16 protein-coding genes are annotated in these 21090 nt (G+C 65.1%); 11 read left to right on the forward strand and 5 right to left on the reverse strand.

What is annotated here, in order from left to right:
* Positions 1-6: 6 nt before the first annotated feature.
* The 4 genes from QRN42_RS04300 to QRN42_RS04315 are packed head-to-tail and all read right to left on the reverse strand — an operon-like array spanning position 7 to position 7001.
* Positions 7-1098 carry a DUF8606 domain-containing protein gene (locus QRN42_RS04300; RefSeq protein WP_133830687.1) on the reverse strand — a complete coding sequence of 364 codons (1092 nt, stop codon included), beginning with the start codon at positions 1096-1098 and terminating at the stop codon, positions 7-9.
* Positions 1088-2302: a GIY-YIG nuclease family protein gene (locus tag QRN42_RS04305; RefSeq protein WP_133830688.1), complete on the reverse strand. Its 1215-nt coding sequence runs from the start codon at positions 2300-2302 to the stop codon at positions 1088-1090. Before QRN42_RS04305 ends, QRN42_RS04300 begins: the two co-directional genes overlap by 11 nt.
* Positions 2299-4284, reverse strand: a complete 1986-nt coding sequence (locus QRN42_RS04310; RefSeq protein WP_284975293.1) for a DEAD/DEAH box helicase — start codon at positions 4282-4284, stop codon at positions 2299-2301. Before QRN42_RS04310 ends, QRN42_RS04305 begins: the two co-directional genes overlap by 4 nt.
* Positions 4281-7001, reverse strand: coding sequence for a DNA methyltransferase (locus QRN42_RS04315; protein ID WP_208294358.1), 2721 nt, complete (start codon positions 6999-7001; stop codon positions 4281-4283). Before QRN42_RS04315 ends, QRN42_RS04310 begins: the two co-directional genes overlap by 4 nt.
* Before the next feature lie 354 nt (positions 7002-7355).
* Between QRN42_RS04315 and QRN42_RS04320 the strand changes: the two genes are divergently transcribed.
* Positions 7356-8528, forward strand: coding sequence for a site-specific integrase (locus tag QRN42_RS04320; RefSeq protein ID WP_056387362.1), 1173 nt, complete (start codon positions 7356-7358; stop codon positions 8526-8528).
* On the opposite strand, the gene QRN42_RS04325 is transcribed toward QRN42_RS04320, so the two are convergent.
* Entirely contained in the window at positions 8509-9000 is a 492-nt protein-coding gene (locus QRN42_RS04325) for a helix-turn-helix domain-containing protein (RefSeq protein ID WP_133830691.1), read from the reverse strand. The genes QRN42_RS04320 and QRN42_RS04325 overlap by 20 nt on opposite strands.
* A 442-nt stretch (positions 9001-9442) precedes the next feature.
* Between QRN42_RS04325 and QRN42_RS04330 the strand changes: the two genes are divergently transcribed.
* The 10 genes from QRN42_RS04330 to mobL all read left to right on the forward strand — a co-directional run bounded on the left by QRN42_RS04330 (position 9443) and on the right by mobL (position 21065).
* Positions 9443-9826: a hypothetical protein gene (locus QRN42_RS04330; protein WP_056387364.1), complete on the forward strand. Its 384-nt coding sequence runs from the start codon at positions 9443-9445 to the stop codon at positions 9824-9826.
* Between the two features lie 173 nt (positions 9827-9999).
* Positions 10000-11301 carry a hypothetical protein gene (locus QRN42_RS04335; RefSeq protein WP_133830692.1) on the forward strand — a complete coding sequence of 434 codons (1302 nt, stop codon included), beginning with the start codon at positions 10000-10002 and terminating at the stop codon, positions 11299-11301.
* Positions 11302-11359: 58 nt separating this feature from the next.
* Positions 11360-13651 (forward strand): phage tail tip lysozyme, encoded by a 2292-nt coding sequence (locus tag QRN42_RS04340; RefSeq protein WP_133830693.1) that lies wholly within the window; start codon positions 11360-11362, stop codon positions 13649-13651.
* A gap of 163 nt (positions 13652-13814) precedes the next feature.
* Positions 13815-14759, forward strand: a complete 945-nt coding sequence (locus tag QRN42_RS04345) for a hypothetical protein (RefSeq protein WP_284975292.1) — start codon at positions 13815-13817, stop codon at positions 14757-14759.
* Positions 14759-15481 carry a hypothetical protein gene (locus tag QRN42_RS04350; RefSeq protein ID WP_284975291.1) on the forward strand — a complete coding sequence of 241 codons (723 nt, stop codon included), beginning with the start codon at positions 14759-14761 and terminating at the stop codon, positions 15479-15481. Before QRN42_RS04345 ends, QRN42_RS04350 begins: the two co-directional genes overlap by 1 nt.
* Positions 15482-15554: 73 nt before the next feature.
* Complete coding sequence (locus QRN42_RS04355) at positions 15555-16361, forward strand: hypothetical protein (RefSeq protein ID WP_133830696.1); 807 nt, start codon at positions 15555-15557, stop codon at positions 16359-16361.
* On the forward strand, positions 16358-17089 hold the full coding sequence (locus QRN42_RS04360; protein WP_284975290.1) for a hypothetical protein: 732 nt from the start codon (positions 16358-16360) through the stop codon (positions 17087-17089). The genes QRN42_RS04355 and QRN42_RS04360 overlap by 4 nt, the downstream gene beginning before the upstream one ends.
* A 52-nt stretch (positions 17090-17141) precedes the next feature.
* Complete coding sequence (locus QRN42_RS04365; protein ID WP_133830698.1) at positions 17142-17678, forward strand: hypothetical protein; 537 nt, start codon at positions 17142-17144, stop codon at positions 17676-17678.
* The gene (locus QRN42_RS04370) at positions 17678-18694 is read left to right on the forward strand and encodes a hypothetical protein (protein WP_133830699.1); all 1017 of its coding nucleotides are present in this window, start codon (positions 17678-17680) and stop codon (positions 18692-18694) included. The genes QRN42_RS04365 and QRN42_RS04370 overlap by 1 nt, the downstream gene beginning before the upstream one ends.
* A 94-nt stretch (positions 18695-18788) precedes the next feature.
* Entirely contained in the window at positions 18789-21065 is a 2277-nt protein-coding gene (mobL, locus tag QRN42_RS04375) for a relaxase MobL (RefSeq protein WP_166651670.1), read from the forward strand.
* Positions 21066-21090 lie beyond the last annotated feature (25 nt).

Raw genomic sequence — 21090 nt, forward strand, 5'->3', positions numbered from 1 at the left:
CGATGCTCAGCCATCAAGCCCGAAAGCAGCGGTCACGTGCTCGATCGTGAACTGGTTTCGCAGCCTTGTAGCCGTATTCTGGTTGGCGAAAAGACCCGTTTTCCGCACGGCCTGCGCTTGTGGAACGGCCCGTATCCATTCGACCGGAACAACCCATTCAGCATTGTCGTCGTTCTCATCGCCCTCGTGGCGATAATTCCCGGAGAGGTCGAGTTCATGCAGCTGTCGATCGGCCCCGTTCACGAGAAGCGTGCTTTGGTCGTATCGCTGGGCTTCGCCGGCGACGGTACCAACTCCTACATACCCAATCTTGGGAATGTAGGCGAAGACTCTGGCACCAATCGGCAGATTCTTGAGCGTCTGAGAGTATCTCTTGCCGCCGCCGCCCGAGACGAAACCGTACTTCATGCCGTCGACCCATTGCCGGCCTGTTGGCTCTTCACCAAATGAGACGTACCAGTCAGACCCGTTCCAAGGCTCACGTGTCTTATTCTTCCGCGAGATCGCGGAAATGGACGACTTGGCTTGTTCGCTCTGATCGACCAGCCAGCTGCGGGCAAGGTACGAAGATCCGTTGTCCTGAAAATGTCTGAAGAAGACGACGTTGATCGGAACATCGAAGTCTTCATTGAGGAACCGCACGATGCGCTCGGTAGCGTTGTCAACGCTGGCGGCAACGATTGTAAATTCTTGTGCAGTGTTGACCTCTTCCGGAAGAGTGTCGCCGAAACGATCGGCAAACGCTTCTTCAAGAGCAAGGCCTGGACGGTAGGTGGCGAAGATATTGTCGATATCGCTTCGGCCAAGGGTTGCTGCCCACGAGCCATAATCGAGGGTTTGAGCGGCAACATCGCGTGGAGTTTTGTCGCGTTTGAGTTCGATTACGTGCAGCGACGCCGTTTCGTCCAGCGCGAGCAGATCTACGAATCCCCCATGTGCCGTCGGAACCTGCCGGCCAATGACGAGAAGCGGCTCGCCAAGCACTGACGGGTCAGACTCGATGTAGCCCTCCAACTGGGATTCCAAGCCGATTGATACCGGCACGATCCGGCTGAGTTGGCCGCCCTCTGCCCGCCACAAGCCCATCTCAACCGCCATTGGTCATTCCCTTTTGTCGTTCGACGAGTTCCTTGAGCTGGGCGTCGTAGACATAGTCGGTGATCTCGCCGGACATAATCATCGCAACGGCCTTGTTAATGATCTCCAGCGGCACCACGAACCACTCCGAGGGGTCGTAATCGCGTCCCTTCCGGTCGACCTGCGTCAGATCCAGACGCACCTCGGCAAACACTCGGTGCAAGAGATGCTCCAGCCACGATGCACGCACGTTGAAGAGCTGGTAGTCCGCCAGCACCTTCACGGGTGCCATCAGGTAGGTTGGCGAATGCGCCGCGTTCTTGATGCGGGTTTCGACCTTGGTGGTGGAGAAACCGATCTTGTGAAGGTCCTTCATTCCCGCGATCTGGGGGTCGTCGCTGAGCGACTGCAGCACGTAGATATGACCACTCTCCACGTCCGCGTCGAGGACCTCGTCCGCATCGTGGCCGGTCCGCGCCAGGACCTGGCCCTGCGCCTCGTACATACGGGTCATGAGGCTCTGCCTGTACATCGCCGACTCCGTGCCGTTCTCGAAGACGACGCGCAGGCGCTGCTTCTGCCTCGGCCTACCACCAACGATCAGGTCGACGTCCTCGCCGACCTCTGCAACAAAACACATGACGCCGCTCAGCACGAAGAACACACCCTCGCGGATGAGATCCATGCCAGTGAAGGGCATCAGCTTGTACGTGCCCTGGGCCAGCTCGGCGTGCTTCGTTTTGAACAGCGGCTCGAACAGGTCGAAGTCCTCGGACTTCACCCGCTGGGCAACCGAGTCCGGAGCCTCGGGACGCTTGATCACGGGCAGATCCGACACGTCGAGGATGCCGGAGTCGTCGCCGAGCAGATCGTCCAGGTCATCACTCTCAAAAAGATCGTCCAGCGACTCAGGAGCTGCCTCTATTGCCAGCAGCTCGAACTCCGTGTCGAGGTGTTTGAGCGCTGCGATCTTCTCGTCGTTGGCGAGGATACCTTCGAGCCGGGCCCCAAGCTTCCGCTCGGCGACCTCTCGGGTCGCCGAGCTAGGCAGACGCCCGTGCGTCCGGCGGAACTCCACAATTTCCAGAAACGCCCGCTCGAGCCGGTCGGACGAGGTGATCTTCTTGGGTTTCTCGGGCGCGTCGAGGAGCCCGTCGAGGTCGTTGTCGATGAGGTCCTGCAGGGAGGACGGTGCTGCTTCGAGGACGTCGTCGTAATCGCTCATTCGCTCTCCACCATCTCAGTCGCGCGCTTCTGTGCTTCAAGCTTCTGCTTGGCCCGCTGGAGCCACAGCAGTGCGTCTGCATACCGCTTCTCAGTCGGGTCCTCGGCCCTCGGGTCCGGTTTCCGATCGTTGACCTTAATCCAGTTCTTGATCCGGGGAACGAGGGCCAGCGCCTCTTCCTCGGTGAACTCGACTCGGGTGGCAGTGATCTGGTCCTGGATGATCCGCAGCACCGAAGTCGTCACCGACCTCGAGATGACCTCGAACGCTCGCTGGAACGGGTTAACCGAATCGATGAGGTTGATGTTTAGCTCGTCGATGTTGACGAACTTCTCCGCCATCTTGATGAACCGCTTGTCCCCTACAGTGCGCACTTCGCCGTTCTTGATCACCGAGTCCACGACGACCTGTTGCCGCACCTCTTCCACCTGCGCCTCTGTGAGGTCCGGGTACTTCTCGCGGATGATTTTCGGAATCAGCACCTTGTTGGTCGTCTCCGCGTCCACTGAGCCGGCGGCGGCCCGCGCGAAGGTGTCGTCCTGGAGGATCGTCGCCTTCAGGTCGTTCAGATCAGTCTCCACGATCTGCTTCACGCGCGCGCTCGATGGCTCCTTGAAGCCCTTGATCTTCAGCTGCCCCGGCACCGCGGAATCGTCGCCGTCGAACTTCTTCGTCTTGAAGGTGAAGTTCTGCGCGAGGACCTGCTCCATGAGGAGCGATGCTGTGATGGCCTTGAGCATGTTGTTGACCGAGACCTTCACTTCGCCCTGTGAGGCGTCGGGCTCGGCGATGAGGTTCGTGAACTGGGCGTGGGATTTGCCTGGGCTGTCGCGGGTGACCCGGCCGATGATCTGGATGACCTCGGTCAGAGAGGCCCGGTACCCGACGGTGAGGGCGTGCTCGGCAAACGGCCAGTCAAAGCCTTCTTTGGCCATGCCCAGCGCAATGATGATGTCGACCGCGTCGCGGTTTTTGGAGGCTGTATGAGCCAGGTAGTGGAGGGTGTCGCCGCGTTTCTTTTGGTCAGTGTCGTCGACGAGGTCCGCGACGCGGACAATGATTCCAGTGTCCTGCCGGCGCACGCTGATGATGCCGGTGTCAGGGTCGGTCTCCTCGACGTGCCCGATGACATCGATAATGCGACCGATCTCTTCGAGCTTGTCCTTCGTAGATTCACCCGAGTTGACATTCGGGATGTGCACGATGGTTTTCTTGTCGAGGTCGAGCACTTCGCCGATCGCGTCGGTGTAGCGGCCCTGGTAGAAGTGGTGGCCGATGCCGAGCGAGTGCAGGTGCTCGTATCCGTTGAGCTGGTCGTAGTAGTTGAAGGTGACCGGCGTGAACTTGGCCTCGTCCTCCGGCGAGAGCACCGGGACGGAGTCCCCGCGGAAGTAGGAGCCCGTCATCGCGACGATGTGGACGTCACTCCCGTTCATCACGTCGCGCAGGAGCGCGCCGAGGCGGCTCGACTCGATGTCCGCAGAGACGTGGTGGAACTCGTCGATCGCGAGAACCGTGCCGTTGAACGACTCCGGTGCCAGCCTCTCGAACGCGAAGCGGAGTGTCGCGTGGGTGCACACGAGCGTTGCATCGGGCCCTTCGAGGAAGCTGATGAACGCGTCGACCTTGCCCGCTGAAGAGCCGGCATCACAGAGGTTGTGCTCCGGCTTGATCTCCCAGTCTGCGAAGAAGCCGAATTTGGACAGTTCCGTCGAGGCGAAGGACGCGCCAATTGAGCGCTCCGGGACGGCCACGATGACCTTCTTACGTCCCTGGTTGTACAGCTTGTCGAGGGCAACGAACATCAGCGCACGGGATTTCCCGGACGCTGGCGGGGCCTTGACGAGGAGGTGTTGTGCGTCACGCTTCGCGAAGACCCGCTGCTGCATGTCGCGCATACCCAGCACGTCCGTGTTCACCGAAGCTTTCGTTTGTGCATAGGTGACGTCAACGATGTTTATGGGCTTCTTGATCGCGTTCACTTCGCGGTCCTCCGGGTCTTCTTCACTGGGGCCCTTGCGGCCTCGGCGTTTGTCATCTCCTCATACATAGCAAAGAGGTCAGACAGTCTTTGCTCATCGGTCTCGTATCCGCGCTTGGAGTAGATCGAATCGACCAGCGAGTCCACCTCGGCGTGAGCTTGTCGCAGGTCACCCGGCATTTTGTCAGGGTCGTAGAGCTCCGCGAGAGTCTGCTCACAGTGGTACTCCCTCACGTCGAGCACCCGGAGTGCAGCGGCGGTGAGTTTCTCCGTTGTCGCATCTGACAGTGGCGGTATGGGGAAGTTGTTATAGACGATGGTGTTTGAATACCGATAGTCAGTCTTCATGCGGCCCCCGACAGCCCGGGTCCACGACATGTGCATTGCCGATGTCAAGAGTGAAAACAGCCATGGTTCAGCGTCGTAAACTGCGAACGCAAGATTTGAAACGACTGTGTCTTTGTCTAGGTAGCCTATGGGAACATACGCTCGACGCACGGATGAAACACTCGGCACGACAATAGAATCGGTGAGCTTGTATGCGCGTTGAAGAAAACGGTGCGGCTGTGCTGCAAACTTCTTGGAGATACTGCTAGCCTTCTCTGCCTCCCGTGCCTTTTGCACGAGTGCCATACGTTCGTGAATATATTGAATGTTATGCGCTTCTTGGACTTCATCGTCGCGGATCCAGAGGCAGTAACGCTCGTCACCGTTGATGAATTCCGAAGCGCCTATGTACTTCTTAACAAAAGTTGCAGCTTCGGGGGCCATCGAGAGCAACCTGCCACGGTCTGCCTGGTTCAAGATGAGGTGGCCGCCGTCGGTTGGTTTCGACCCAAACACCATCGGCGGAAGAGATCCTGAAATCGGCTTCGTTCGACGTCCGACGATGACGCTTGGCGCGTCAGCTAGGTAGCCGTTGATGTTTTTGGCTGAGATCTGGAGATCGTCTGCAAATATGTACTTCTGAGCTGATGTCTCGTTTCGCAAGCTGATCACTGCGACGGTCACACCGGCGTTCCGTTTGGCATTGTTCTCCCATTTGAACGAGGTGTATGCGAAGCCTATCTCAATCCCCATATTGAAGATCGTAGGAAATAAAAGGCTGACGTGTTCGCCCTGCGCGACTGAGTTCGTTGTGACGAATGCAAGTTGAGCACGAGTTTTGTTGATGTAGTCGGAGCCTTTCATGAACCAGAGAGATATGTAGTCAAGGTTTTTCGAGAATGGTCGACTTCCAAAAACGTATGAAAAATCTGCCTTTTGTTCAGGCGATTGCATACTTGAGCCAACATATGGTGGGTTGCCGATCAGGTAGATCTCACCGTCGTCGTTCGGGCAGATCGCGTTCCAGTCGACGCGCGTCGCATTGCCCTGCTTGATCTGGCCGGTTTCCTTGAGTGGGATCAGCGGGATCGAGACGTTGAACTTCTCCTTGAACTCCGTGTTCATCTGGTGCTTGGCGATCCACAGGGAAAGAATGGCGACCTCAACCGCGAAGTCGTCGATCTCGATCCCGTAGAAGTTCTCGATGTTGATTCTGGACTCGGCGAATAGCACTTGGTGCTTGTCGTCCAGCTCGGCAAGGCGTTCGAGGACAGCGTGCTCGAGCTTTCGCAGCTCTTTATAGGCGATGATCAGGAAGTTGCCGGAGCCACACGCGGGATCGAAGACTTTGATGGCGCTGATCCGGTCGAGCAGCGCTTCAAGCTTCTTGACGGAGTCGAAGCTCTCGTCGAGATCGTCTTTCAACGCGTTCAGAAAGAGCGGCTCGATCGTCTTGAGGATGTTCGGAACCGAGGTGTAGTGCTGACCGAGGTCGCTGCGTTTGCCCGGTGTGACGATCGCCTGGAACATCGAGCCGAAGATGTCCGGGTTGATCTCGCGCCAGATGAGCTTGCCGGCATTGATGAGCTCTTCTCGCGCCTGTTTGGTGAACATGGGCACCACGTGGTGCTCAGACATCGTGAACAGCCGGCCGTTGACGTAGGGGAACGCCGCGAGGTGTTTGGGCCTGCCGGACGCCTCTGCGGTGTCGAGCGCCGTGAACAGGTCTGTGAGGAAGTCCGCGGTGTCCGAGCCGTCGTCCAGCGTGTGAGACCCTACGGCGTTGGTGAACTGGTTCTCGGCAAAGATCCCGGTGTCCTCGGCGAAGTAGCAGAACAGCAGACGAGTGAAGAACAGGTTAAGCGCGTGGCGTCCACGTGGTTGCTTAAGAAGATCAGGGTTCGCGCGGAGCAGTTCATCAAACAGCTTGCCCATGCGCTCGGCAGCCTTGACGTCTGCATGCGTTTCGGCGACGTACTGCGCCTTCTCCATTCCGGCCCAGGGCAGGAAGAAGGTGAAGTGCTGATCGATGTCCCTGATCGGGAATCCGATCGTCTCGCCGGTCTGGGTGTCCGTGGCGACGAGCTCGACGTAGTCGGTGACGATCACGAAGCGCGTGCTGTAGCGCACGACGTCCGGGGACGTCTTCAGTTCTTCCAGCACTTCCAGCGTGTCGCCAGATGTCTCCTTGAAGTAGACAACCTTCTTCTGCGCGACCTCACCCCCTTGGTCAGCTGCGACGTTCAGATCGCCGTTGCGCAGGCGAGTGACGCTGCTCTGAGGCTTTCCGTAGGCGAGCAGGAGATCGAAGATGAACTCGCGGTCGTACGTCTCACGGCCGGCGAGTGGTGCGACGCGCTCTTCGATGGCTTTCAGATTTAGCTTCGCCACGTACGAATTCCTTGTGCGCATGCAATACCGTCAATGGTCGCTGGGCGCTTGGTACTCATGCGCCTGTCCTCGACTCCGACTGAATTACCGTCTGCGTAAGACCATGGTTCACGCACGTTGCTACTCCTTACATGGCAGGGCGGGACACACTGCCCCTCGTGATCTTATCCGGGACCTGGCCGCTGCTGATTTCCCCTCACCGCGTCACGCGAAGGCAGTCCTTCTCCATGCCCCGATAAGCGCACTTACCAGAGACCCGGTTCGAAGCCGCCCCGTCGATCGCGGGTATGGGGAATCGCCACTGACAGACCATTGCGACTTGGATTCTCCGGCCAGTGAGTCGAGACTGGAGTCATGGCAGTACAGGTGAGGCTCGCAGCGCTCAGCGCTCCCACCGTCCCACCTGAACCGGAGGTGGACGACGAGCTGCGCGAGCTCGAAGAAATTTCGCGGTCTTTGGAAGGACACACGCTGTCTGCTGCCACCCGGCGCGCCTATGCCACGGCGTGGCGTGCCTTTGATGACTTCTGTACCGGCCACGGGCTGGAGGCGCTGCCTGCGCATCCGGAGACCGTGCGCTGGTACGTCGCCTGGATGTCCACGCAGCTCGATGACGACGGGCTCCCCCGGTTCTCCGTCGCGACGATCCGCCAGCGCCTGGCCGGTATCGGCGAGAGGCACCTCCGCGGCGGGCTTCTGGATCCCACGGCCCACCGCGGCGTGGTGGATCTCGTGCGCGGGCTGGCCAAGCTGCGGGCCACCAGGCCCCGGCGCAAGCGCCCTCTGCTTCTGGACGACGTGGTCCGGATCATCGCGGTGATGGAGCACGACACATATCCGGCAGGCGTGTCAGCCACCAGGGACGCCCTGGCGGTGTGGCTCGGGTTCGCAGGGGCCCTGCGCAGGAGCGAGGCGGCGGCCCTGACGCTGAACCGGCTCGAGCTGCACCCGGTCGATGGTGTCCACGTTCATGTGGGGGCCTCGAAGGCCGACCCGGAGAACGCGCTGCCGGACGTGGTCGTGCTGCCGTTCGGGAGCTCGCCGGCATCCTGTCCCCCGTGTGCGGTGCACCGTTGGGTCGTGCTGCTCGGGCTCGCCCGGCAGGACGACGCGCGCACACGGCGTCGCGGGATCATGCAGCAGCTGTTCTCGTACGGTCTCGAGGAGCACGTCTGCGGAGCCGCCGGCTCGACGGCGCTCATCAGCAGCGCCGACCTGGCCTCGGGCGCGCCCCTGCTCCGGGCAACGTACCGCAACAGGAAGGACGCCCGGATCCATGCACGGGCGGTGAGCGGCGACGCGCTGCACACGATGCTGCTCTCGCGCATGGTCGAGGCGGGGATGAACCCTGCTGCCTACGGCTTCCACTCGCTGCGGGCCGGGCACGTCACCCAGGCGCGGCGCAACGGTGCGAGCACGGAGGAGATCATGCGCGCCGGCCGGTGGAGCCGGGCAGCGACGGTAGACGTTTACGACCGCGAGTTCAATCCTGCGGCACGCAACAGCGTCATGCGTCTGGGGTTGTAGACCCCTCGATGCCGGGGGCAACCCGGTGCCCGTGCTGGTCGTCCTCCTCGACCGGGACGCGGGCGTCGATGCTTTCCATGAGGCGGAAGTCGACGACACCTTTGAGTTGAGCGCCGCCGCCGAGCACTTGAATGGCCTTGGAGAGCCGCAGCACCTCCAGCCTGTTCTTCTCCCACTCGCGCTGGGCCGCTGCCAGGTCGGCGAGGTACTGCTGCAGCTGGGCCTCGCTCTCTGCCTCCGGATCCTCGGCGACCAGGATCGCCAGGGGGACGTCCAGGGCCTTGGAGGCGGCGACCGCCTCGTCCAGGCGGACGGCGCGGATTTGCTGCTCTATCCGGGTCACCGCCGAAGGGTCGACGTTCGTTCCAAGGATCTCGGCAATCCTGCGGGCCAGCTCAGCCTGGCTGATGCCCAGGCGTTCCCTCTCCTGTCGCAGTCGGCGGGCGAAGAGGTCTCCGGGCAAGGCGTTCATCTGGTTTGGGCTCCTGGTCGGGTACATGGGCGCGAAGGGCTCAGCAAGAAGCGTATGCCGAGCCGTGCCGGAGCCGCACACCGCGCGCCCCGTCATGTGAAATCTACACGTTTTTGAGCAGAACGTCAGTCCTCCCGCCGACACCTCGTTTGCGCTGGTCTTCGAGCACATTCTGGACTCGTATCCGACTCGTCACTGATACGACTATGACTGATGACTCGAATGATGTAGATTGGTCACTGAAGATGTGCACGTATACGAGTCCCTAGAGAGGGGTCGGCCGCATGATTGCAGGCATGTCGTCCCGCTCAACGGGGAGTCACGTCGCATCGGGAGAGACCATTGATAGGGCGCTGTGCTCTATCTAGGCGAATCGGTTGTGCCAGTCGCCTCGTGACACATGTCATGCAAGCGACCATTCGATAGGCGAGAGGAAAGAACCATGACGAAGATTTACGAGGCGGCACTCGAGCGGGTCGCCCTGCCCACCGCGGCCTGGGACCTGACGAGCTTCCTGGAGAACGCGAAGTCCCAGATCCAGCTCTGGGGCGGGCTGCTGCTCATGCTCCTGGGTGCGGTCGGACTGGTCTGGGGCGGCGTGCTCCTGATCAAGAAGCTGATGGCCACCCCGCAGTCCGCGGGCCAGCAGCAGGGCTGGGGCACCATCGCCCTGCTCATCCTGGTCGGCGGCGCGCTCGGCACCGGTGGGTGGTCGCTGATCAACACCATCGGCTCCGGCGGCCAGAAGACCCTCGAGGACCTCGGCGGCGGCTCTGTCCTCGTGCAGACGGTCAGCCACGTACTGACCAGCGGCGTCCTGGGCTAAGCCCGGCGCGGCAGGAATCAACGGCCGGGCACACAAAGCGTCGACGGACCGCACCGGGTCGGTTGAGGTCACCAGGCCTCAACCGGCCCGGTGCGTCGTTTCCGGGGTCGGACGACGGGCGCTGACGACGAGCAGGACAGGCAGAGCAAGGAACAGGACGAACGGGAACGGACATGGGGATCAAGGACAAGGCGCTGGCCTTCGGCAAGCGGTTCAAGCTCGACTCGCACCACGCAATCGAGCGCTTCGGGGTGTTCTTCGGCATCTTCGCTGTGATGGGGCTGGTCGTGGTGGCCGGCTCGGGTGCCGCCGCCTTCAAGGCGGGCAGCGACGCGGTGTCGCACACCGCGCTCTACAACACCGAGTTCACCTCCTCGAAGACCCAGCTCAAGGGCACGGTCGACGGGGTCTACACCAATCACACCGGCAACAGGGCACTGGTCATGATGCACTTCCCCGCCAGCGCGGCGATCTCGTACAACGCGGCGGACTACCAGGCCTTCCTGCTGGGCACCAACGACAAGCTGCAGACCGAGAAGGTCAGTACCAGCGGAATCAGGGGCACCTTCCACGTTTTCGGCTCGACCGGTTACGTCGGGGTCCTCCTGGACGCGGACCGGCCCTTCGACCGGCAGGTGCTCAACCTGACCGTCCGCGCGAACGCCGAGCTGACCTACGACGAGCGGCAGCAGAGCAGGGATGACCAGGTCGTGGGCGACTCGAGCTTCAAGAAGTACGACCAGTGGCGCGTGATCATCAACCCGGGTGCGTCGGGCACCACCGACATCCCGGCCCTGGACGCGGCCAGCTTCGACCCGGCCCGGGCCTATTACGACGTCGTGCTGAAGACCCAGGAGCAGCAGACGCGGGACAAGCTCGACCAGAAGCTGCTCGCGATGCGCACGAGCCTGAAGCAGGTCGAGTCGTACACCTCCGACCTGGCGACCACCAAGGTCGATGGGCTCTTCCTCCGTCCGCCGGCCGTTCCGACCTCCATCGCAGGTGATCAGGTGGCTGGTGTCTCGGCGGCCGAGGCCAAGGACGGGAAAGCGACGCTGGAGCTGAAGACGGGCCATGTCGTGCCCGGCGGATTCGACTTCAACTGGCGCGCGGGCAACGTCTATGCCGGCTACCTCGACACGCTCGTGCCCGCCGGTAAGGGCTATGTGCAGTTCCTCGCCGACAAGCGCGCCGAGGGCAGCGACAGCACGAGCCAGCAGGTCTCGGACATGAAGTGGGTCCTCTCCGACGGCACCGACCTGAAGAAGGACTACCGGTCCTCCGATGTGACGATGCGCCCGCTCACGAACGTGATGAACAACCTCTCTCAGGCCTACCAGGACTACGGCAAGGCCAAGTCGGAGTACCAGTCCGGGCTTCTGCTCGAGCTGCTCGGCCTGGACGTGAAGCTGCGCGATGTGCAGTCCAACAGCACTGCGAACTCGGCCGGGGACTTCCTGACCGTCTATCACTGAGCGCGCTCCACGGAGCGGGCAGTCACCACCCAGGCATCGAGCCGGAAAGGACAAGCTTATGGCCATCGACCAGCCGACGCGGCGGGATGACCCGGCCCGGCGCGCTGCATCGCCCCGCGGGGACCGCAGGTCCGCCGACGGGGGTGCGAAGGAGGAGTCGCAGCCACCTCGTCGTGAGGGGTCCGGCGTACGCCGCGCCGGGCCCCGTACCGGAGCGGCCTCCGCTCCTTCCCCGTCCGGGGATGCAGCCAAGGGTCTGCCGAAAACCCCGGGGGCCTCCCCCGCGCCGCAGCCCGTGGACCCGACGCCTGCGGGCCGCGGGTCGAAGCACCTGGGAGCCGCACCGGCCCCGGACGCAGCGGCTGCCGCTGGCAAGGCCACAGGTGCGGCCGACACAGCCAGCAAGACCAGCAAGGCCGCCAAGGCTGCCAAGAGCCTCGACGGTGTCGCCGCCGGGGCGGCCGGGGGAGCTGCCCGCAAGGCGGTCGAGGGTGACGGCAGCAGCGCGGTCCGCCGCGGTGCCGGCCGGTACGCGGGAGCGGCTGCCTCGGGAGCTGTCGCCGGGGCGCAGGCCGGAGCCGCCGCCGGTGGTGTCGGCGCGCTGCCCGGGGCAGCGGTCGGCGCTGCCAAGAATGTGGGCCTGGAGACCGGCAAGGATGTTGTCGACGGTGCGTCCAAGGTCACCGGCGGAGGTCCGGACGCCGAGCCTGCCGACAAGCGGCTCGGTGCCGGGGGCACCGGCTACGAGCGGACCTCGCAGAAGGAGAAGGACGGCCAGCTGCTGTCCAAGACCGCCAGGGGTGTCGCCGTCGGCGGCACCGCGGCGGCCGCTCCCCCGGCTGCGGGGCTTCTCATGGTCATGGCCTTCCTGAAGTGGCTCAAGACCATGTTCTTCGCGATGCTCGCGATGGCCGCCAACGCGGCCAGCATGATCTGGGGTTTCATCCTTGGGATCGCCAAGGCGGTCGGGCACACGATCGCCGCACCGTTCATCGCACTGGGCGGGCTGGTCGGCAAGGCGGCAGGAGCCGTGTTCGGGGTCACCGTGACGGCCACCGTCGCCCCGGTGGCCACGGCCGCATCCGGGGTGGCTGCGACCGTTGCCGCGGTGGCTGTGCTCAGCACGGTCCTCACGGGTGTGCTCGACCAGGCCGGCCTCGATGGCGGCCGCGGCTCGACCATGACCAACTGCATCGTCAATGTCAGCCGCAACGGCCCCGGCGCTGACGTCCCGGCGAACACCGAGGCGAACGCCCGGGCGGTCTACTCCGTGCTGAAGACCTGGGGTATGCCCGAGGAGAACATCGCGGGCATCCTGGGCAACTGGTCGCAGGAGTCGGGCGTGGACCCCACCAGCGTGGAGGGCATCTACAACGAGCCCTACCAGATCGGCCCGCGCAAGCAGACCGCCTGGGACGGGAACTTCACCCACATCCCCGGCCAGTCGCACGGCGGCATCGGTCTGGGCCAGTGGTCGAACGGGCGCACCACGATGCTCCTGGATTATGCCAAGTCCAAGAACCTGGACTGGTACACCATCAAGGCCCAGCTGGCATTCATGGCGGAGGGCGACAGCCCGGGGGACGTGGCCGTGTTCAAGGACATGATCAAGACCTCGCAGGGCTCTCCCTCTGCTGCTGCACTGCACTTCCACGACAAGTGGGAGCGCTCGGCCGACAACGCTTCACAGCTGCAGCAGCGTAAGGCCGACGCCGAGATGTGGTTCGGCAAGATGAGCGGCTGGACCGTCGACACCTCGGTCGTGGGCGGGGTTCAGGACATCGTGGGCGGCATTGTCGACACGGTCGGCAGCGGGATCCGCTCCGTCTTCGGCAACTGCGACAGCGACACCAAGGTGCGCCCGGGCAGCCTCGTCGACGGCGGCATGAACGAGGAGCAGGCCCGGCAGCTGATCGACCTGTACAACCAGGAGGGCGACAAGTTCCTGGACGACAAGTACGGCGCTAGCGGACCGGGCTCCTGCGGCGACAACCACGCCATGAACTGCGTGTCGTTCTCGGTCTACTTCATGAACAAGTACACCTCGTTCCAGCAGTACCCGCCGGGCGACGGCATCCAGACAGCCCACGCGATCGCGTCCATGACGGGCAAGCAGGTCTCGAGTACGCCGACGGCGTACTCGGTCGGTTCCGGGCCGGGTACGGGGTCCGCGGGCCACACCCTCGTGGTGCTGGGCGTGCAGGGCGACAAGGTCATCCTCGGTGAGGCCGGCTACTGCGCGTTCATGGGCCGCGTTCGCGTTGACAGTGCGGAGCGGATGAAGTCCGAGGGGTGGGTGTTCGTCGACGTCACGGACCTCATCACCACGGGCGGCAACCTGCCGGCGTAGCCGGCGGAAGCAGGGCCGGTGTCCGGACGATCCGGGCACCGGCCCTTTCTGCGTCCCGATCCGTGCGCAGTGACCTGTCGAATGGGGCAGACTCGTTATTGAATGACCATTACAGATAGACTTGGAGTCATATATGAGGACAACGCGAGAAAGGGCGGGCATCGTGACGAGTGCGGACGATGATGCGCGTGGCAGGGCCGGGGACACGGTCAAGGACGAGGACGGCGCGCCGAAGAAGCTGAAGGCCCCCGCCACCCGCAGGCGGGTCAGCGGGGTCGAACTCGAGGCCCGCTTCGAGGGCTGGCGCTCCGAGCGGCGCGGAGAGCGGCAGGCACGCACTCCGGAGGAGTCGGCGCGGCGGACGCGCCTGGTTTTGAGCGCCGCAATGGGCGTGGCGATCCTCGGGCTCGCGGCGGCCGCGGGAGTGAGCGGCAAGGGATTCGAGGTGGAGCACGCGGCAAACGCCGACCGGATCTCCGCGCTCCAGGTCCAGATCGAGGATGCCAGGAGCACTCCGGTCGCCCCGGATCTGCCCGGAAAGATGACGCGGCTGATGGAGGCAGCCGCAAAGGACGCCCAGAAGGTCGCGGAGGCCCAGCAGCGCTTCGCTCAGCTGCACCACGAGGCGGCGACACAGCCCAATGCGGGCAACGGTACGCCGAACGCGGCGACACTGCAGATCGCCGAGCACCGCCGGACGCTGGCACCCCTGTTCAGCCCGCGCTCGTTCCTGGCCGACGAGAAGGGGGCCTACTCCCGGACCTCTGTGACGCCGTTCGACCCGAGCACGCAGATCGACCCGCGGTTCCCCTGGTACGTGCGCTACGAGGGTTTGAAGGCTTCCTCGCCTGGAGCGTACGCCTGGTCGGTCGAGTCGGTAATGCCGGACCTCGCCACCCAGGACGCCACGGGCACCACGCGCACGGCGCGGGTGATCTGGCTGTGCCGGGACACCGCGGGTGGACAGGTGCTGGCGTGGGCGAACGCGGCCTACTCCTACGACGGGAAGGCCGGGACTTTCGCGGATCTCAAGGTCGTGGTGACCGCCGCCGGCGCGGAGCACCAGCAGGGCGCATCGACGACGGGTAACGGAAGCGGAGAGGGCTGATGATGCAGGAGCAGCAGATTGACGGCACGGACGAAACGGCAGCGCCGGAACCGGGCTTCATGCGGCGCAACGCCCTGGTGGTCGGGGTCGCGGTACTGCTGGTTACCGCCGTGACGGTGACCGGCCTGACATGGGGGTCCCAGCGCAGTGCACTGGATCAGCAGCAGCAGACGATCACGGGCCTTCAGGGCCAGCTTGCCTCGGTCGGGACCGCGAAGTCCGAGCAGGTCGAGCAGGATGTCATGCAGTCGCTCGGCGTGAGCCAGAGCCGGATCCACGACGACACGCAGATCGTGGACCGCCTGGTGAAGACGGCATTCACCTGGGACTCCGGCCAGGCCTACGAGGCCGCTCGCCGGGACCTGAAAGAGCGCTACCACCTGTCCGAGGACGAGCAGTTCCTGAAGCAGTTCATGCCGCCGGCGCGCTTCAACGAAGACGCCGCGGGCAAGCGCTACTACTACATCGACACCCAAGGGCTGAACTCGGCGGTCAATGCCGACGCGGACCTCGAGGTCGTGAAGGTCACCGCGGACGAGTACACGTATGCCGTGCAGATCGAGGTGGCGGCTACCTCCGATGCGGTGTCCCAGAACAAGGTGGCACCGGACCGGGTCAAGTCGTACCGGACCGTGCTGGTGTACCTCACCGTCGACGCGCAAGGGAAGGTCTCTGGCCTGTCCGCCATTCCCGCTGGCGGTTCGACTCGTCATTCCAGATGATCCGACTCCCTTTCGACTCATCTTCTTGATAGAGTTGTACTGGTACTCGAGACGAAGAGCGAGTTGAGGGGCAATGGCATCGACAAAGATCGGCGAGTCGGGTGTGCAGGCTGACAAGCCTGTCCGCAAGACCCGCTTCGTGGCCGCGCCGGACGCCGGTGCGGCACCGGGCGACGCCGACCCCACTGGGGACGGAAATGTCCCGGGTGCGCTGATGAGCCGCCGGGCGGCCATCGGCGGGGTGTGCACGGGGGCAGCTGCGCTGCTCTGCTTCCTGGTCGGCGCAGGTCTCTCTGGTGGCGAGGCCACCGTCAGCCAAGACAAGGCTCAGCAAATCGTCTCCCTGCGCGAGCAGATCCGCACCGCCGCGGTGCGCACCGACGCCCTCCCGGAGGCCAAGGACGCTGACCGCGCCCTGGTCACGGCACAGGGAGCTGCGGAACAGATCGCCCGGTTGCAGAACGAGTACCGCTACCTGACACCCTCGGTGGCGGACTCGGGCGGGACGCTGGACCAGGCTGCCGCCGAGCCGACGCGCCGGAACCTCACCCCGTACTTCGCCCCCGACGTCGGGCAGGCCACTCTCCAACCCTGGTACCTGCTGGCCTCCGACAAGGACGTCGCCGCGGGCAACGAGATTCCGATGAGCTTCGACTCCGGCTTCAAGTGGGTCGCCCAGCGCCCTTACTCGGTCGAGGTGGACGGCACGATCCGGGTCACCTGGTTGGCGGTGCAGACCCGCCCGGCGGCCGGGCAGGCCCCGGCGGTACTGGCCTGGGCCCGGGCTGACTACGACATGACCCGCAAGAGCTTCTCCGGGGTCCAGACCGGAACGACGACCACGGGCGAGGCCCTGCGGCAGGAGGTGAAGGCACCGTGATCGAGGACGTGAAGGACTGGGTGCGCGCGAGGGCCGGGAAGGTCCTGGTCTGCAGCACCGGAACGCTGCTGGCGCTGTCGCTGCTCTCTCTGGCCCCGGCGCTGCTGGCCGACGGTTCGGCGGACGCCGACGCCAAGGCCGACCAGCTCATCGTCCAGCTCCAGGGCAAGCAGGAGGACGCGCAGGCGGCACTTGAGACCAAGCATGCCCGGTTGCTGGCTGCCCTGCCGGGGATGGATGCCGAGCGGGCCGACCGGGACCGGGCCGCAGCGCGCTCGGTGCTGCTGAGCCTGACGGATTCTTCGGCCGCCTCGCGGACCGTCAAGGAGACGCAGGCCGCCCTCGACGCCCGGTACGGGTTTCTCGGGACCTCGTCCCGGACCCTCACCGAGTTCATCCCGGAGTGGATGGCAGCGACCGGTGCCGGAAAGGGCGCGGGGACGGCGTACCAGCTGGCCGACTTCGACGTCGACGTTGCCGCGGTGAAGGGCCTGGACTACTCCTACATCGGAGTGGCGCGCCTGGACCCGGTGTCCGCCGACGGCAAGTCCACGGCCAAAAGTGAGTACGTGCTCTTCACCTTCGCCACCGGACAGGACGGCACGGTCGCCTCGTTCGAAGCGTACCGGGCCTCGGGCCGGACGCGGGACCAGCTTGCCGCGCAGAGGCCACCTGCCTCTGCTTCACCGGCCGATACCGCCAGCCCCGGACCCAGCCACAGCGGCTGACCGGCGGGACACCCGCACAGACACGACACGACAACCACGAAGGACGAGACGAATGACGATCCAGACTCTGGACAAGACCGGCAGCGCGACCGAGCACGAAGCCCGCGTGGAGGCTGCCACTGCAGTCCCCGTCGAGAAGGCCCCGGTCAAGCCGAAGGCCGGGCGTGGCCCTTCGAAGCTGGCCGGCGCGCTGCGCCGCCTGGCCCCCGGGAAGGGCTCCGGCGGATCGCCGGTGCTGATCTGGGCGGTGTTCTTCCGCTCGGTCGTGCTCATCGCCGACTACGTGCTGGCCTCGATGACTGCGATGGTCGTGATCCCGATGCTCGGCGCGTGGCTGCACCGGCAGTCGGGCGCAGCAAGCGGCGACCTGACCATGGCCGGGACCGTCGCGATGTGGATCGCCCCGCTGCTGTTTGTGGTCCTGTTGCTGGCCGCCGCGGAGATCGCTGCGATGCGCGGGATGTGGCGCTGGTCCACCTGCCGGATCCAGGCTGTGCGCGACGCCCGCACCCCGGCGCTGGCCCCGGCCACCGCCGCCCCCAGGACCACCCGCCCGAGCAAGAAGACCAACCGGAAGAGGAGCAACTGATGCGCACTGCTGGACTGATGATGAACGACGTGTGGGCCGACCGGGCCCTGCGGGAGCGTGGCGTGCAGGCGCACCGCTACGACGGCCTCGATGCCCAGATCGGGGTGCTGGTCGACTCTGTCGAGCTCAAGCACCGCGGCAAGGAGGAGAACTACCGGCCCTACCTGCACGTCGTGGGCGAGCTGCGCTCGATCACTCCCGCCGAGCCGCTGCCGTACGGGATCACCCAGGTGACCTACTCGCACGGCCAGGGCGAGAAGGTCGACGCCTTCTACGAGTTCGACGACGAGCAGCTGGTCGCACTGGCGGCCAAGGGCTACTTCAGCCCTTCGTTCACCGTGCCCGACCAGCTCACGGGGATCGAGTGGGAGCTGCCCGCCAGGGTGGATGCCCTCGTGCTCACCCCGTCTGGGGACCAGGCCGATGCCCCCGTGGTCTTCATGAACGTGCACCGCATCGCCGATCTCGAGATCGACCTGGCCTCCACCGAGTACGACCTGGCGGCCTACTTCGCTGATCGCTCCAAGGATGGTCATGGTCCGGTTGAGTCCGTCGTCGACCAGCGGGGCCTGCGGGCCCGCTCCGACGCGATCAACTCGCTGTTCAGCGAGGACGAGCTCGACTTGGTCGCGCAGGCGGAGAACCTCCAGCGGCCGGAGGCGCAGCAGCCGGCTGCCGAGGGCGTCACCGCGCAGTTGCTGGCGGTCGAGGCCGAGATCACCGCGGAGCGCGAGCAGTATCAGGCTGAGCTGGAGCGCACTGAGGGCACGCCCGAGCACCTGTACCACCAGCGTGTGGCCCCGGCCCTGCACCTGGACGGACCGGAGGATACTGCCGCCCCTGCGGACGCGGAGCCGGATGCCGGCGCGACCCACGATCTGGACTTTGGTCTGGATGAGGAGGCCACCGGGCAGGAGGTGCCCGCGCCGACGCTCGAGGAGCGCAAGCGCGAGGCCTCCCGCCGCGCCGCCGACCTCGACTTCGGCGAGGAAGACGGGCACGGTCTGGGCCACTGAGGCCGAGGCGGGCAGAGCAGTCAGGACGGGCCCCGGTCGCTGGAGGACAGCGGCCGGGGTTCTGTGCATTCACACGACGGAGGTATGAGGCGGGATGGGCCTGAAGCAGTCAGTGGTCATCGTCAACGAGTTCAGTGTGCCGCTGCCCGGCGGCAAGGGGTCCCGGGGCGGCACCCCCGGCGACTACGTCACCCGGTACATGGCGCGCGAGCAGGCGACTGAGTCGCTCGCGCCGATCCAGCGGCTGCGCACGGACGACTTCATCCTGCGCTATATGGCCCGCGAGAGCGCGGTCGAGCGCGCAGGGACGAGCAGGGTCGAGGCCAAGACGACAATGCGCCAGGCCCAGGGCGATGGCGGCGTGGCCTTCGGCTACGGCTCAGTGTCGCTCTCCGACGAGCAGCTGCGGGCTGCGTCCCGGGACATCCAGAAACACTTCGAGAGCGGCAAGACGGTGCTGAAGACCGTGCTCTCCTTCGATGAGGAATACCTGAAACGGCACCGCATCGTCGGCGAGGACTTTCACTGCGAAGGCCGCGGGGACTACCGCGGCCACATCGACCAGATGAAGCTGCGGATGGCGATCATGCACGGGCTGGAGCGGATGAGCTCGGGCACGAGCGGTTTCGACGACCTGCGCTACGTCGGCGTGATCCAGGTCGACACCGAGCACGTCCACTGCCACCTGGCGATGGTCGACGCCGGACACGGCCGCCTGGCCAAGGACGGCACCCAGCGGGGCAAGCTTCTGGATCGGCACAAGTCCCGGTTGCGGCGCGGCGTGGACGCCTGGCTGGACGAGAAGCAGGTCGTCGCGCACCTGTCCAGCGCCGTCGGATACGAGCGCAGGAACGTGACGACCTTCATCAAGCGCTGGGCACACGAGCGCATGCGCTCAGAGGCCCTCCCCCAGTTCCTGCTGGCCTGCCTGCCCGCAGACCGCTCGCTGTGGCGCGCCGGAACCAACGATCTGCGGATGCGCAAAGCCAACCGTCTGGTCTCCGAGCTGGTGGCCGAGCAGCTGGAGCGGCCGGGCTCTCCGCTGCCGGCGGCAATGGAGAGGGTCGTGGAGTACGCCAATCAGCGCCGCGAGGCCGAGGGCCTGCCCACCGACGCGTGGCAGCGCCTGGTCGACGCGGGCCGCAACCAGATCACCGAGCGGGCGGTCAACGGGGTCTACCAGATGCTGCGCGCCCTGCCCGAGGAGGAGCTGCGGGTGCGTACGCCGATGCTTGAGGTGATGGGTATGGACTACGCCGAGATGGCCGCCCTGGCCGCAGAGCGCCAGCAGCAGCACGGCAGCTCGGAGGACGATGTCGTCTCCTTCGGCTTCCGGCTGCGCAGCTATGCCTCCCGCCTGCAGCATCACAAGTCCAAGGCCAGCGCCTACCGCGACCTGGCCCGGCAATGGGAGCGTGCCGAGAAGGCCGAAGTGGCCGTAGAGGACTCCCGGCCGCTCTACGACTTCTACCGCTACGAAGAGGACTGGCACCGGCGGGTGATGAGCAAGTACCAGCACTTCCTACCGTTTGTCGGCGACGCCAGCCAGTGGTACGCCCAGCAGCAGGAGGTCGCCGCGTACGGCCAGCGCCTGCTCTCGCTGATGGCGCTGCGCCAGGACGCCTCGCTGCAGCGGATGAAGGACGCCGACCAGGCCGAGGAGATGGGCCGCGAGATCTACGGCCAGCCCGGCGGACGGCACCTGACCGCGGGCAAGGCCGGACGGGCGGTCCTGGACGCGCGCATCGAGACGATGAAGCAGGTCTACGACGAACGGCTCCAGGAGCTGCGCACCGACCTGGCCGACTCGGGGCTGGTGCTCGTCGCCGGTCCTGCTGACCAGCGCCGCGCCGTCGCCGGCGGGGATCCGGAGGTCTCCACCCAGCTGTCGATCGAGACCGGGACGGTGCACCCCTTCGACGAGGTCAAGGCACTGGACCTGCATCACCTGGGCTACGACTTCGTGGCCGATGTCGAGATCGGCGAGCGGGCCCGGCGGGAGTTCACCGCAGCCGCGGCCGAACGCCGCCGGCTGCTGCTGGCGGCCATGGAGTACCTCGACCAGTCAGGCCAGTCCGAGGCGATCGCCGACCTCCCTGTCGACGACATCGCCGCGATGACCCGGGTCTCGCGGGAACTGGTTCCGGTGGAGGACGGCTCCACGCGGCCGGTTCTGCGTTCGAGGATCGCGGCGCTGCGCGAAGAGCAGGAACAGGCGGCCCGGATGCGCCGTTCGAAGGCCTCCTCGCTCGACGCCGGCCTGGTGGTGCGTGTCCAGCAGCGGGTCGACGCCGCGGTGGCTGGTGCCGGGGTCCTCCCCGGCCCCGAGCAGGAGCCGGCAGGCCGGTCCGACGGCATCCAGCACGAGTAGGGACACGAGTCGAAAGATCATTCGA

It is taken from the genome of Arthrobacter sp. fls2-241-R2A-200 (genome assembly GCF_030209745.1).
GTDB lineage: Bacteria > Actinomycetota > Actinomycetes > Actinomycetales > Micrococcaceae > Arthrobacter.

Excerpts from the sequence above, each read along its gene's own strand:
- QRN42_RS04355 (WP_133830696.1), top strand. The coding sequence starts at position 15,555 with ATGGCATCGACAAAGATCGGCGAGTCGGGTGTGCAGGCTGACAAGCCT.
- mobL (WP_166651670.1), top strand. The coding sequence starts at position 18,789 with ATGGGCCTGAAGCAGTCAGTGGTCATCGTCAACGAGTTCAGTGTGCCG.
- QRN42_RS04305 (WP_133830688.1), bottom strand. The coding sequence starts at position 2,302 with ATGAGCGATTACGACGACGTCCTCGAAGCAGCACCGTCCTCCCTGCAG.
- QRN42_RS04335 (WP_133830692.1), top strand. The coding sequence starts at position 10,000 with ATGGGGATCAAGGACAAGGCGCTGGCCTTCGGCAAGCGGTTCAAGCTC.
- QRN42_RS04340 (WP_133830693.1), top strand. The coding sequence starts at position 11,360 with ATGGCCATCGACCAGCCGACGCGGCGGGATGACCCGGCCCGGCGCGCT.
- QRN42_RS04320 (WP_056387362.1), top strand. The coding sequence starts at position 7,356 with ATGGCAGTACAGGTGAGGCTCGCAGCGCTCAGCGCTCCCACCGTCCCA.
- QRN42_RS04370 (WP_133830699.1), top strand. The coding sequence starts at position 17,678 with ATGCGCACTGCTGGACTGATGATGAACGACGTGTGGGCCGACCGGGCC.
- QRN42_RS04325 (WP_133830691.1), bottom strand. The coding sequence starts at position 9,000 with ATGAACGCCTTGCCCGGAGACCTCTTCGCCCGCCGACTGCGACAGGAG.
- QRN42_RS04300 (WP_133830687.1), bottom strand. The coding sequence starts at position 1,098 with ATGGCGGTTGAGATGGGCTTGTGGCGGGCAGAGGGCGGCCAACTCAGC.
- QRN42_RS04365 (WP_133830698.1), top strand. The coding sequence starts at position 17,142 with ATGACGATCCAGACTCTGGACAAGACCGGCAGCGCGACCGAGCACGAA.
- QRN42_RS04330 (WP_056387364.1), top strand. The coding sequence starts at position 9,443 with ATGACGAAGATTTACGAGGCGGCACTCGAGCGGGTCGCCCTGCCCACC.
- QRN42_RS04350 (WP_284975291.1), top strand. The coding sequence starts at position 14,759 with ATGATGCAGGAGCAGCAGATTGACGGCACGGACGAAACGGCAGCGCCG.